This window comes from Paracoccus sp. SM22M-07, from assembly GCF_001887735.1.
Taxonomy (GTDB): Bacteria; Pseudomonadota; Alphaproteobacteria; order Rhodobacterales; family Rhodobacteraceae; genus Paracoccus.
In genome coordinates this window covers 609,566-621,242 of sequence record NZ_JPKW01000001.1, presented here as the reverse complement: position 1 = coordinate 621,242, position 11,677 = coordinate 609,566, and the positions used below count along the sequence as shown (strand labels likewise).

Here is an 11,677-nt window from a genome sequence, read left to right as displayed (position 1 = left end):
ATCCCGACGCCCGAGCGCGCCGTGGACCAGCCCTTCCTGATGCCGATCGAAGACGTGTTCTCGATCTCGGGCCGTGGTACGGTCGTGACCGGCCGCGTCGAGCGCGGCGCCGTCAACGTCGGCGACGAACTGGAGATCGTGGGCATCCGCGACACCAAGAAGACGACCTGCACGGGCGTGGAAATGTTCCGCAAGCTGCTGGATCGTGGTGAGGCTGGCGACAACGTCGGCGTCCTGCTGCGCGGCATCGACCGTGAAGGCGTGGAACGCGGCCAGGTGCTGTGCAAGCCCAAGTCGGTGAACCCGCACACCAAGTTCGAAGCCGAAGCCTATATCCTGACCAAGGAAGAGGGTGGCCGTCACACGCCGTTCTTCGCCAACTACCGTCCGCAGTTCTATTTCCGCACGACCGACGTGACCGGAACCGTGAACCTGCCGGAAGGCACCGAGATGGTCATGCCCGGCGACAACCTGAAGTTCGAGGTCGAGCTGATCGCCCCGATCGCCATGGAAGAAAAGCTGCGCTTCGCCATCCGCGAAGGCGGCCGCACCGTCGGCGCAGGCGTCGTCTCCAAAATCATCGCCTGATCCTTTTCGGGATCAGGACGTGAAAGGTCGCCTTCGGGCGGCCTTTTTTCATGCACGGGGCCGCCATGGGGCCAAGCCCCCTTGACGCAAGCGGCCATATCGGGCAGATGGCGGCATCGCCGTCGGGACTGTCGCTTTTCCGACAGAATCGGCTGCAGCCCGTAGGGCCGCCTTTGCAAGGGCGGCCTCTACTATTTCATACGGTCCGATGCTGGCACCGCGCGGTGCGATGTCAGCCTCTCGACTGGAACTCCCCACCAAGGGAAGTGCAATGCAAAGCCAGAATATCCGGATCCGGCTGAAAGCCTTTGACTATCGTGTGCTGGACGCCAGCACGCAGGAGATCGTCAATACGGCCAAGCGCACCGGCGCGACCGTTCGCGGCCCGATCCCGCTGCCGAACAAGATCGAAAAATTCACGGTTCTCCGTGGTCCGCACATCGACAAGAAGTCGCGCGACCAGTGGGAAATCCGCACGCACAAGCGGCTGCTGGACATCGTCGACCCGACCCCGCAGACCGTTGACGCCCTCATGAAGCTCGACCTCGCCGCCGGCGTGGATGTCGAGATCAAAGTCTGAGGAGGCCGATCATGTTGCGTACTGGTGTTATCGCCAAGAAACTGGGCATGACGCGTCTCTTCCTGGAAGATGGCCGTCAGGTTCCCGTCACTGTTCTTCAAATGGACGGCCTTCAGGTTGTCGCTCAGCGTACCGCTGACCGCGACGGCTATACGGCTGTTCAGCTGGGTGCAGGCACCGCCAAGGCCAAGCGGACCACCGCTGCCATGCGCGGTCACTTTGCAAAAGCTTCGGTTGCGCCCAAGCGCAAGATCGCGGAATTCCGCGTTGCCGAAGAAAACCTGATCAATGTCGGTGAGGAAATCACGGCTGACCACTACTTCGCCGGTCAGTACGTCGATATCGCCGGCATCTCGATCGGTAAGGGCTTTGCGGGCGCGATGAAGCGTCACAACTTCGGTGGTCTTCGCGCGTCGCACGGCGTGTCGGTCAGCCACCGTTCGCATGGTTCGACCGGTCAGTGTCAGGATCCCGGCAAGGTCTTCAAGGGTAAGAAGATGGCCGGTCACCTGGGTGCGGTTCGCGTCACCACGCAGAACCTGCAGGTCGTCCGTACCGATGCCGACCGTGGCCTGATCATGGTCAAGGGTTCGGTCCCCGGTTCCAAGGGTGGCTGGGTCACGATCAAGGATGCGGTCAAGAAGGCCACGCCCGAGAACGTCATCTATCCCGCCGCGCTGAAGTCGGCAGCCGAAGAAGCCAAGCGTCTGGCCGAGGAAGCAGCGAATGCCGCTGCAGCCGAGGAAGAAGCAGCACGCATCGCCGCCGAGGAAGCTGCAGCCGCCGAACAGGAAGCTGCGCTGAAGGAAGCCGAGGCATCGACCGGGTCCGACAACGGCGAAGCCGCGCCGGAAGGAGACAAGTGATGAAACTCGATGTGATCAAGCTGGACGCCGGCAAAGCCGGGTCGATCGAGCTGGCCGACGATATCTTCGGGTTGGTGCCGCGTGGCGACCTCCTGCAGCGTGTCGTGCGCTGGCAGCGTGCGAAGGCACAGGCAGGCACCCACTCGGTGCTGGGCAAGTCCGACGTCAGCTACTCGACCAAGAAGATCTATCGCCAGAAGGGCACCGGCGGCGCACGTCACGGTTCCCGCAAGGCGCCGACCTTCCGTCACGGTGGTGTCTACAAGGGTCCGACCCCGCGGTCGCACGCCTTCGACCTGCCCAAGAAGGTGCGGGCCCTGGGTCTGCGTCATGCCCTGTCGGCAAAAGCAACCGCTGGTGAACTGGTGATCATCGAGGATCTGAACCTCGACAACGCCAAGACCTCGGCAGTCGCGAAGGCCGTCAAGGAAAACGGTTGGAAGCGCGTGCTGGTGATCGACGGTTCCGAAGTGAACGAGAACTTCGCCCGTGCCGCCCGCAACCTCGAAGGCGTGGATATCCTGCCGTCGATGGGTGCCAACGTGTATGACATCCTCAAGCGTGACACGCTGGTGATCACGCGCGCTGGTGTCGAAGCTCTGGAGGCTCGTCTGAAATGAGCGCGAAAGCTGAACATTACGACGTGATCGTCAAGCCGATCATCACCGAAAAAGCGACCATGACCGCCGACAACAACGGCGTCGTGTTCCAGGTGAGCAAGGATTCGACCAAGCCGCAGATCAAGCAGGCCGTCGAAGCTCTGTTCGGTGTCAAGGTGAAGGCGGTCAACACCACCATCACCAAAGGCAAGACCAAGCGTTTCAAGGGTCAACTTGGCCGTCGGGTCGACGTCAAGAAAGCCTATGTCACGCTGGAAGCCGGCAACACTATCGACGTGTCCACCGGACTCTGATAGCAGAGCACGATTCTGCGGCCCCGGGCATGTCCCGGGGCCGCATCGACTGAAACGGACCACCTCGGTCCAAAGCAACGGAAGACAGAAAGATGGCATTGAAGTCGTATAAACCGACGACGCCTGGCCAGCGTGGGCTGGTTCTGATCGACCGTTCGGAGCTTTGGAAAGGTCGCCCGGTCAAAACCCTCACTGAGGGTCTGACCAAGAAAGGCGGCCGGAACAACACCGGACGGATCACCATGCGTCGCCAAGGCGGCGGTGCAAAGCGCCTGTATCGCATCGTCGATTTCAAGCGGACGAAATTCGACGTGGCGGCTGTTGTCGAACGCATCGAATACGATCCCAACCGCACGGCATTCATCGCGCTGGTCAAGTACGAAGACGGCGAGCAGGCCTATATCCTGGCCCCGCAGCGTCTGGCCATCGGCGACAAGATCTTCGCCGGCAAGAAAGTCGACGTGAAGCCCGGCAACGCCATGCCCTTCAGCGGCATGCCGATCGGCACGATCGTCCACAACGTCGAGCTGAAGCCCGGCAAGGGCGGCCAGATCGCACGTTCGGCTGGCACCTATGCCCAGTTCGTCGGTCGCGACGGCGGCTATGCACAGATCCGCCTGTCCTCGGGTGAACTGCGCCTGGTCCGTCAGGAATGCATGGCCACCATCGGTGCCGTGTCGAACGCCGACCACTCGAACCAGAACCTGGGTAAAGCAGGTCGCAACCGCCACAAGGGCATCCGTCCTTCGGTTCGCGGTGTTGCCATGAACCCGATCGACCACCCGCATGGTGGTGGTGAAGGTCGCACGTCGGGTGGCCGCACGCCGGTCACGCCCTGGGGTAAAGACACCAAGGGCAAGAAGACCCGCAGCAACAAGGCGACCGACAAGTATATCTTGCGTTCGCGCCACGCGAAAAAGAAGGGGCGTTGATCCATGGCACGTTCTGTTTGGAAGGGCCCCTTTGTTGACGCCTATGTGCTCAAGAAAGCGGAAAAGGCCCGTGACGCGGGAAAATCCGACGTCATCAAGATCTGGTCGCGTCGTTCGACCATCCTGCCGCAATTCGTGGGTCTGACCTTCGCGGTCTACAACGGGCACAAGCACATCCCCGTTGCCGTCAGCGAAGACATGATCGGCCAGAAATTCGGTGAATATTCGCCCACGCGCACCTATTACGGTCACGCTGCGGACAAGAAAGCCAAGAGGAAGTAATCGTCATGGGTAAGGAAAACAATCCGCGCCGCGTGGCGGAGAACGAAGCCTTCGCAAAGACGAAGATGCTTCGCACCTCGCCGCAGAAGCTGAACCTGGTCGCGCAACTGATCCGCGGCAAGAAAGTCGACAAGGCCCTGGCCGACTTGACCTTCTCGCACAAGCGGGTCGCTGGCGACGTGAAGAAATGTCTTCAGTCGGCAATCGCCAACGCTGAGAACAACCACGGCCTGGACGTCGACAACCTGATCGTTGCCGAAGCCTGGGTTGGCAAGAACCTGGTGATGAAACGTGGCCGTCCGCGGGCACGTGGTCGTTTCGGCAAGATCATGAAGCCGTTTTCGGAAATCACCATCAAGGTGCGCCAAGTCGAGGAGCAAGCGTAATGGGTCAGAAGGTCAATCCGATCGGCATGCGTCTCCAGGTCAACCGCACCTGGGACAGCCGCTGGTATGCCGACGACAAGGAATATGGCAACCTTCTGCTTGAAGACCTGAAGATCCGGGACTTCATCAAGACGGAAGCCAAGCAGGCCGGCATCAGCCGCGTCATCATCGAGCGTCCCCACAAGAAGTGCCGCGTGACCATTCACGCAGCGCGTCCCGGTGTCATCATCGGCAAGAAGGGTGCGGACATCGAGGTCCTGCGCAAGAAGCTGGCGAACTTCACCGACAGCGAATTGCACCTGAACATCGTCGAAGTGCGCAAGCCCGACATCGACGCGGCGCTGGTCGCCGAATCGATCGCTCAGCAGCTGGAGCGCCGCGTGTCGTTCCGTCGCGCCATGAAGCGTTCGGTGCAGAACTCGATGCGTCAGGGTGCCCTGGGGATCCGCGTGAACGTCGCCGGCCGTCTTGGCGGCGCCGAGATCGCCCGTACCGAATGGTATCGCGAAGGCCGCGTGCCGCTGCATACCTTGCGCGCGGACATCGACTATGCGCTCTGCGAAGCCACGACCCCCTACGGGATCATCGGCGTCAAGGTGTGGATCTTCAAGGGCGAGATCATGGAACATGATCCCCAAGCCCGCGATCGCCGCGCTGCCGAGGCCCAGGAAGGTCCGGCACCCCGTGGTCCGCGCCGCGACGCTCGGTAAGGAGTAACCAAAATGCTGCAACCGAAACGCACTAAGTACCGCAAACAGCACAAGGGCCGTATCCACGGTGATGCGAAGGGTGGTTTCGACCTGAACTTCGGCTCGTTTGCACTGAAGGCCGTCGAACCCGAGCGTGTGACCGCGCGTCAGATCGAAGCGGCACGCCGCGCGATCACGCGTCACATGAAGCGTCAGGGTCGTGTCTGGATCCGTATCTTCCCGGACGTCCCGGTTTCGTCGAAGCCGACCGAAGTCCGTATGGGTAAGGGTAAGGGCTCGGTCGATTTCTGGGCTGCCCGCGTCCACCCGGGCCGGATCATGTTCGAGATCGACGGCGTCAACGACACCATCGCCCGCGAGGCCCTGCGCCTCGGCGCGATGAAGCTGCCGGTCCTGACCCGGATCGTCCAGCGCGAAGACTGGTAAGTCCGCGGCGCATCTGATGCGCCCCTGACGACGCCTTGACCCCGCCGGGAAACCGGCGGGGTTTCCCTTTTCCCGGTTGCGCCGGGATAAAGGGTTGCAAAACCCCGGAATCGCCTGTATGCGCAGGCCTTCATCACGAAACTCCACCGGAATCAGGGTGGCCCTGGATGTCAGGGGCCCTCCGGTGATGTTGAAAGGAAGAGGCGTCATGGACGCGAATGAACTCAGGAATAACACGCCTGACCAGCTGAAAGACCAGCTGGTTGCGCTGAAGAAAGAAGCCTTCAACCTGCGCTTCCAGCAGGCCACCGGCCAGCTTGCAAGCACTGCGCGCATGCGCGAAGTCCGCCGTGACGTCGCCCGCGTGAAGACGATTTTGAACCAGAAAGCGGCGGAAGCCGCGGCCTCTAACTAAGGAGCCCGGCACATGCCCAAACGCATCCTGCAAGGCCGCGTCACCAGCGACAAGAACGAACAGACCGTCACCGTCCTGGTCGAGCGCCGCTTCAAGCATCCGCTGCTGCACAAGACCGTCCGGTCTTCCAAGAAATACCGCGCCCATGACGCGGAGAACCAATTCAAGGTCGGCGACATCGTCCGTATCACGGAATGCGCGCCCATCTCGAAGACAAAACGCTGGACTGTCCTGTTGGACGAAACCGCTTCGGCATAAGTCCATCATCACAGATCAGAAATGATCGAAACCCTGGGGCCGGACGATCCGGTCTCCAAAGGTCGGGAGAAACCAAATGATCCAGATGCAGACCAATCTGGATGTTGCTGATAACTCGGGCGCTCGCCGGGTTCAGTGCATCAAGGTTCTGGGTGGTTCGCACCGTCGCTATGCGTCGGTGGGCGACATCATTGTCGTGTCCGTCAAGGAAGCCATCCCGCGGGGCCGGGTCAAGAAAGGCGATGTCCGCAAGGCCGTCGTCGTCCGCACCGCAAAAGAAGTGAACCGTGAAGACGGCACCTCGATCCGTTTTGACCGCAATGCTGCCGTCATCCTGAACAACCAGGGTGAGCCGGTCGGTACGCGTATCTTCGGACCGGTCGTTCGTGAACTTCGCGCCAAGAGCTTCATGAAGATCATCTCGCTTGCGCCGGAGGTGCTGTAATGGCTGCCAAGCTTAAAAAAGGCGACAAGGTTGTCGTGCTGGCCGGCAAGGACAAGGGCAAGCAGGGTGAAATCACCGCTGTGATGCCCAAGGACAACAAGGCCATCGTGGACGGCGTGAATGTCGCCATCCGCCACACCCGGCAGTCGCAGACGAGCCAGGGCGGACGCGTGTCGAAGGCCATGCCGATCGACCTGTCGAACCTGGCGCTGATGGACAAGGACGGCAAAGCGACCCGCGTCGGCTTCCGCGAGGAAGACGGCAAGAAGGTCCGTTTCGCCAAGACCACGGGAGACGTGATCTGATGCTGGACGCAACCAAGTACACGCCGCGTCTTCGCGCGCAGTTCAACGATTCGATTCGTGCTGCCCTGAAGGAAGAATTCGGCTACAAGAGCGACATGCAGCTGCCCCGTCTGGACAAGATCGTCCTGAACATGGGTGTCGGCGAAGCTGTCAAGGACACCAAGAAGGTCAAGCAGGCCGCTGAAGAGCTGTCGCTGATCGCCGGCCAGAAGGCTGTCATCACCTATGCCAAGAAGTCGATCGCCGGCTTCCGCGTTCGTGAAGAGATGCCGCTTGGCTGCAAGGTGACCCTGCGCGGCGACCGCATGTACGACTTCCTGGATCGCCTGATCAACATCGCGCTGCCGCGCGTCCGCGACTTCCGCGGCGTGAAAGCGACCTCGTTCGACGGTCGTGGCAACTATGCGATGGGCCTGAAGGAGCACATCGTCTTCCCGGAAATCAACTTCGACAAGGTCGACGAAGTTCTGGGGATGGACATCATCATCTGCACCACCGCGAAGACCGACGCGGAAGCGAAGTCGCTGTTGAAGCATTTCAACATGCCGTTCACCAGCTGAGTCGCGGAGGGAAAGAAGATATGGCAAAGAAATCCATGGTCGAGCGCGAGAAGAAGCGCGAGCGTCTGGTTCAGAAGTACGCCGCGAAGCGTGCCGAACTGAACGAGATCGTTCATGACCAATCCCGCCCGATGGAAGAGCGCTTCAAGGCCACGCTGAAGCTGGCCGAACTGCCGCGCAACTCCTCGGCTACGCGTCTGCACAACCGGTGCCAACTGACCGGTCGTCCGCATGCGTATTACCGCAAATTGAAACTGTCGCGGATCATGCTGCGCGAGCTGGGCTCGAACGGACTGATCCCCGGCCTGGTCAAGTCCAGCTGGTAAGGGGGAACACAGAATGATGAACGATCCTCTCGGCGATATGCTGACCCGCATCCGCAATGCGCAGATGCGTGGCAAATCGACCGTTCGCACCCCCGCCTCCAAGCTGCGCGCTTGGGTTCTGGACGTGCTGAAGAACGAAGGTTACATCCGCGGATACGAGGAAGTGACCAATGCCGCCGGCCATAACGAGCTGGAAATCGGCCTGAAATATCACGACGGCGTTCCGGTTATCCGTGAAGTGGCGCGTGTCTCGAAGCCTGGTCGCCGCGTCTATACCGGTGCCAAGGCTATCCCGCAGGTTCGTCAGGGTCTGGGCGTCTCGATCGTCTCGACTCCGAAGGGCGTCATGTCGGATGCAGCGGCTCGCAGTGCCAATGTTGGCGGCGAAGTTCTCTGCACCGTGTTCTAAGGAGGGCAGCAGATGTCTCGGATTGGTAAAAAACCGGTCGAACTGCCCAAGGGCGTGACGGCCGAGATCAAAGGTCAGCAGATCGAAGTGAAGGGGCCGAAAGGCACCCGCAGCTTCACCGCGACCGATGAAGTGAACATCACGCTTGACGACAACCTCGTCAGCGTGGAGCCCCGCAACAACACCAAGCGTGCTCGCCAGCAGTGGGGTCTGACCCGCTCGATGGTCGAGAACCTGACGATCGGTGTGTCGACGGGCTTCAAGAAAGAACTCGAGATCCAGGGCGTGGGTTACCGCGCCACGATGCAGGGCAATGTCCTGAAGCTGGCTCTGGGTTATTCGCACGACGTGAATTTCGATGTGCCCGAAGGCGTGACCATCACGGCTCCGAAGCAGACCGAGATTGTTGTCGAGGGCATCGACCAGCAGCTGGTCGGCCAGGTTGCGGCGAACATTCGCGAGTGGCGCAAGCCCGAGCCCTACAAGGGCAAGGGAATCCGCTACAAGGGCGAGTATGTTTTCCGCAAGGAAGGCAAGAAGAAGTAAGGGGCGCATGAAATGGCACTGAAGAAGCAAGAGCTGTTCCAGAAGCGTCGCTTGCGCGTGCGGAACAAACTGCGGGCAATGTCGAACGGGCGTCCGCGCCTGTCGATCCATCGCTCGTCCAAGAACATCTCGGTTCAGGTCATCGATGACCTGAAGGGCGTGACCCTGGCTTCGGCCAGCACGCTGGAGAAGGATTTCGGCCTGGTCGGCAAGAACAGTGTCGAAGCGGCTGCCAAGATCGGTGCGGCAATTGCCGAGCGCGCAAAGGCAGCCGGCGTGGAAGAAGTCGTCTTCGACCGCGGTGGTTTCATCTTCCACGGCAAGGTCAAGGCTCTGGCCGAAGCCGCCCGCGAAGGTGGTCTGAAGTTCTGATATTGCGGTCGGCGCCTGTCCTTTTCGGATTCGCGCCGCCCCGATGATCCGGGGATGTTTCATCCACTTGGATCGGTCAACACGGCGCGGTTTGCGCGCCACCGTAAAAGGAATGCCTCATGGCAGAACGTGACAATCGCCGGGGCGGTCGCAACGACCGCGAAGAAAACCCGGAATTCCAGGATCGCCTGGTCGCGATCAACCGCGTGTCGAAAACCGTCAAGGGTGGTAAGCGCTTCGGCTTTGCTGCACTGGTCGTTGTCGGCGATCAGCGCGGCCGCGTCGGTTTCGGCAAGGGCAAGGCCAAGGAAGTTCCGGAAGCCATCCGCAAGGCGACCGAACAGGCCAAGCGTGGTCTGATCCGCGTGCCGCTGCGCGACGGTCGTACGCTGCACCACGATATCGAAGGCCGTCATGGCGCCGGCAAGGTGATCATGCGCACCGCCGTTCCGGGTACCGGCATCATCGCCGGCGGTCCGATGCGTGCCGTTTTCGAAATGCTGGGTGTCCAGGACGTCGTGGCCAAGTCGCAGGGTTCGCAGAACCCCTACAACATGATCCGCGCAACCCTGGATGGTCTGAAAAAGGAATCCAGCCCCCGTTCGGTCGCGCAGCGTCGCGGCAAGAAAGTGGCTGACATCCTGCCCTCGAACGACAAGCCGGCTGACGCCGCTGTCGAAGCGTAAGGAGCGAGGCACATGGCAACCATCGTCGTCAAGCAGATCGGATCCCCGATCCGTCGTCCCGCCATTCAGCGTGCCACGCTGAAGGGTCTGGGCCTGAACAAGATGAACCGCACCCGCGAGCTGGAAGATACCCCGGCGATCCGCGGCATGGTCGCGAAGATCCCCCACATGGTGGTGATCATCGAAGAAAAAGCCTGATCCATCCGGATCGGACAGGAAAGGCGCCCCGCGAAAGCGGGGCGTTTTTTGTTGCGCGGTGCCTAGTCTGCCTTATGGCAGGCATAGACGGTGCCGCCCACCGCAACCACGGATACCGCCGCGCCCGTCAGCAGGACGGGCGATGCCGCGACGGCCGCCGCCGCGCCGCCAAGCGATGCCAGCGCCCCGGAAATGGCGCTGCCCGTGCCCGAGACGATCACCGCGCCCGAACCGTCGGGTAGGGCTCGCAGGCCCTGAACGGATTTGCGCGCCGCGGCCGATCCGATTGCCGCCGCCCCGCCGCTGACCTGGTTCACCCGGTTGCAGAGGGTCGCCGATGCGACCTTGCACCGGCCCCAGGCGTCGCGTTCACCCAGGTCATAGCCGGCCACCGAATCGGTCTGTGCATCATGGCGCAGACAGAAGGGCTGGCGCTGGTCGTCGCTGAGTTCCGGCGTCAGGCTGCGCAGGACGACATAGCTGGGGCAGTCACGCTGGCCGATCCGCGCCGCCAGCCGTTCCCGGCGTGAATAGTCGGCGACCATCCCGGCTTCCTCGCGGTCATAGCCAAGGATGACATCCTTGCCGTTGATGCGGGTGTTGCAGATGGTCGGTTCGGCCGCCGGGGCCATGGTCGACAGGAAGGGCAGGGCCAAGGCGGCCAGAAGGATGCGCATGTCGGGGTCTTTCGGAACTGGTCTTTCCCCGGACTAGCGCAGGTCGTGGCGCGCTCAAGACACAAGGGCGTGGGCGATGCCCGAAAGCCCGCGGCTGTTGCAGCCAGATCGCTTGAATGCCCGACTGATTGGGCGTATAGGCCCACGGTGCCCTTGGGGCACAGCACATGATTCACGAAATGACATGCCGTGTCCCCCTGTATCGCTTCTGGGGTGTGTCCGGCGAAGGAGAAGCGACATGAAACTGCATGAAATCCGCGACAACGAAGGCGCCAACCGGACCAAGAAGCGCGTTGCGCGCGGTCCCGGTTCGGGCAAGGGCAAGATGGCCGGCCGCGGTATCAAGGGCCAGAAGTCGCGTTCGGGCGTCGCCCTGGGTGGTTACGAAGGCGGCCAGATGCCGCTTTATCGTCGTCTGCCCAAGCGCGGCTTCACCGCGCCGAACGCGAAATCGTTTGCCGTCGTGAACCTGGGCCAGATCCAGGGCTTCATCGACGCAGGCAAGATCGACGGCAAGGCCGAACTGACCGAAGACGCGCTGGTCGCATCGGGTCTGGTCCGCCGCAAGCTGGACGGTATCCGTCTGCTGGCCAAGGGCGAGCTGAAGGCCGGCCTGACCATCGTCGTCACCGGCGCATCGAAGGCCGCCATCGAGGCCGTCGAGAAGGCCGGCGGCAAGGTTACGCTGCCCGCTCAGGCCGCGGCTGCTGAATAAGCTGTTGATCGGGGGTTTCGCGCCCCCTAGATAGCATCTAGGTTTTCAGGCGCCGCCGGTTCCCGGAATACGGGTCGGCGGC

At 61.7% G+C, this 11,677-nt stretch carries 23 protein-coding genes; 22 read left to right on the top strand and 1 reads right to left on the bottom strand.

Translation table 11 applies throughout. The features are described from left to right. The 21 genes from IE00_RS03225 to rpmD all read left to right on the top strand — a co-directional run. A partial coding sequence (locus tag IE00_RS03225; RefSeq protein WP_240493774.1) for an EF-Tu/IF-2/RF-3 family GTPase occupies positions 1–588 on the top strand: 588 nt, incomplete at its 5' end. Positions 589–859: 271 nt separating this feature from the next. Next, positions 860–1,168, top strand: coding sequence for a 30S ribosomal protein S10 (gene rpsJ / locus IE00_RS03220; protein WP_042247848.1), 309 nt, complete (start codon positions 860–862; stop codon positions 1,166–1,168). Between the two features lie 11 nt (positions 1,169–1,179). After that, on the top strand, positions 1,180–2,034 hold the full coding sequence (gene rplC, locus IE00_RS03215) for a 50S ribosomal protein L3 (protein ID WP_072295590.1): 855 nt from the start codon (positions 1,180–1,182) through the stop codon (positions 2,032–2,034). Further along, positions 2,034–2,654, top strand: coding sequence for a 50S ribosomal protein L4 (rplD, locus tag IE00_RS03210; protein WP_072295587.1), 621 nt, complete (start codon positions 2,034–2,036; stop codon positions 2,652–2,654). The genes rplC and rplD overlap by 1 nt, the downstream gene beginning before the upstream one ends. Continuing rightward, positions 2,651–2,947 carry a 50S ribosomal protein L23 gene (locus IE00_RS03205; protein ID WP_072295585.1) on the top strand — a complete coding sequence of 99 codons (297 nt, stop codon included), beginning with the start codon at positions 2,651–2,653 and terminating at the stop codon, positions 2,945–2,947. Before rplD ends, IE00_RS03205 begins: the two co-directional genes overlap by 4 nt. A 92-nt stretch (positions 2,948–3,039) precedes the next feature. Beyond that, entirely contained in the window at positions 3,040–3,879 is an 840-nt protein-coding gene (gene rplB / locus IE00_RS03200; RefSeq protein ID WP_072295583.1) for a 50S ribosomal protein L2, read from the top strand. 3 nt (positions 3,880–3,882) lie between these two features. Beyond that, positions 3,883–4,161 (top strand): 30S ribosomal protein S19, encoded by a 279-nt coding sequence (rpsS, locus tag IE00_RS03195; protein ID WP_072295582.1) that lies wholly within the window; start codon positions 3,883–3,885, stop codon positions 4,159–4,161. A gap of 5 nt (positions 4,162–4,166) precedes the next feature. Then, positions 4,167–4,547, top strand: a complete 381-nt coding sequence (gene rplV / locus IE00_RS03190) for a 50S ribosomal protein L22 (protein ID WP_072295580.1) — start codon at positions 4,167–4,169, stop codon at positions 4,545–4,547. Further along, a complete protein-coding gene (rpsC, locus tag IE00_RS03185; RefSeq protein ID WP_072295578.1) occupies positions 4,547–5,257 on the top strand; it encodes a 30S ribosomal protein S3 in 711 nt (236 codons plus the stop codon). Before rplV ends, rpsC begins: the two co-directional genes overlap by 1 nt. 12 nt (positions 5,258–5,269) lie before the next feature. Continuing rightward, the gene (rplP, locus tag IE00_RS03180) at positions 5,270–5,683 is read left to right on the top strand and encodes a 50S ribosomal protein L16 (RefSeq protein WP_072295576.1); all 414 of its coding nucleotides are present in this window, start codon (positions 5,270–5,272) and stop codon (positions 5,681–5,683) included. A 208-nt stretch (positions 5,684–5,891) separates the two neighbouring features. Further along, positions 5,892–6,098 carry a 50S ribosomal protein L29 gene (gene rpmC, locus IE00_RS03175; protein ID WP_072295575.1) on the top strand — a complete coding sequence of 69 codons (207 nt, stop codon included), beginning with the start codon at positions 5,892–5,894 and terminating at the stop codon, positions 6,096–6,098. A gap of 12 nt (positions 6,099–6,110) precedes the next feature. Then, the gene (rpsQ, locus tag IE00_RS03170; RefSeq protein ID WP_072295574.1) at positions 6,111–6,356 is read left to right on the top strand and encodes a 30S ribosomal protein S17; all 246 of its coding nucleotides are present in this window, start codon (positions 6,111–6,113) and stop codon (positions 6,354–6,356) included. Positions 6,357–6,432: 76 nt separating this feature from the next. Then, positions 6,433–6,801, top strand: a complete 369-nt coding sequence (gene rplN, locus IE00_RS03165; protein ID WP_072295573.1) for a 50S ribosomal protein L14 — start codon at positions 6,433–6,435, stop codon at positions 6,799–6,801. After that, complete coding sequence (gene rplX / locus IE00_RS03160) at positions 6,801–7,106, top strand: 50S ribosomal protein L24 (RefSeq protein ID WP_072295572.1); 306 nt, start codon at positions 6,801–6,803, stop codon at positions 7,104–7,106. Before rplN ends, rplX begins: the two co-directional genes overlap by 1 nt. Further along, positions 7,106–7,666, top strand: coding sequence for a 50S ribosomal protein L5 (gene rplE / locus IE00_RS03155; protein WP_072295570.1), 561 nt, complete (start codon positions 7,106–7,108; stop codon positions 7,664–7,666). The genes rplX and rplE overlap by 1 nt, the downstream gene beginning before the upstream one ends. A 20-nt stretch (positions 7,667–7,686) precedes the next feature. After that, entirely contained in the window at positions 7,687–7,992 is a 306-nt protein-coding gene (rpsN, locus tag IE00_RS03150) for a 30S ribosomal protein S14 (RefSeq protein WP_072295569.1), read from the top strand. A gap of 16 nt (positions 7,993–8,008) precedes the next feature. After that, the gene (gene rpsH, locus IE00_RS03145; protein WP_072295664.1) at positions 8,009–8,401 is read left to right on the top strand and encodes a 30S ribosomal protein S8; all 393 of its coding nucleotides are present in this window, start codon (positions 8,009–8,011) and stop codon (positions 8,399–8,401) included. Between the two features lie 12 nt (positions 8,402–8,413). Beyond that, the gene (gene rplF / locus IE00_RS03140) at positions 8,414–8,947 is read left to right on the top strand and encodes a 50S ribosomal protein L6 (RefSeq protein WP_072295567.1); all 534 of its coding nucleotides are present in this window, start codon (positions 8,414–8,416) and stop codon (positions 8,945–8,947) included. Positions 8,948–8,959: 12 nt separating this feature from the next. After that, positions 8,960–9,319 (top strand): 50S ribosomal protein L18, encoded by a 360-nt coding sequence (gene rplR / locus IE00_RS03135; protein WP_072295566.1) that lies wholly within the window; start codon positions 8,960–8,962, stop codon positions 9,317–9,319. Between the two features lie 119 nt (positions 9,320–9,438). Next, complete coding sequence (gene rpsE, locus IE00_RS03130) at positions 9,439–10,005, top strand: 30S ribosomal protein S5 (RefSeq protein WP_072295565.1); 567 nt, start codon at positions 9,439–9,441, stop codon at positions 10,003–10,005. A gap of 12 nt (positions 10,006–10,017) precedes the next feature. After that, the gene (rpmD, locus tag IE00_RS03125; RefSeq protein ID WP_072295563.1) at positions 10,018–10,203 is read left to right on the top strand and encodes a 50S ribosomal protein L30; all 186 of its coding nucleotides are present in this window, start codon (positions 10,018–10,020) and stop codon (positions 10,201–10,203) included. A gap of 62 nt (positions 10,204–10,265) precedes the next feature. On the opposite strand, the gene IE00_RS20030 is transcribed toward rpmD, so the two are convergent. Then, complete coding sequence (locus tag IE00_RS20030; protein WP_072295560.1) at positions 10,266–10,880, bottom strand: hypothetical protein; 615 nt, start codon at positions 10,878–10,880, stop codon at positions 10,266–10,268. Between the two features lie 238 nt (positions 10,881–11,118). On the opposite strand from IE00_RS20030, the gene rplO reads away from it, so the two are divergent. Continuing rightward, complete coding sequence (gene rplO / locus IE00_RS03115; RefSeq protein ID WP_072295559.1) at positions 11,119–11,595, top strand: 50S ribosomal protein L15; 477 nt, start codon at positions 11,119–11,121, stop codon at positions 11,593–11,595. The last annotated feature ends 82 nt before the right edge of the window (positions 11,596–11,677 follow it).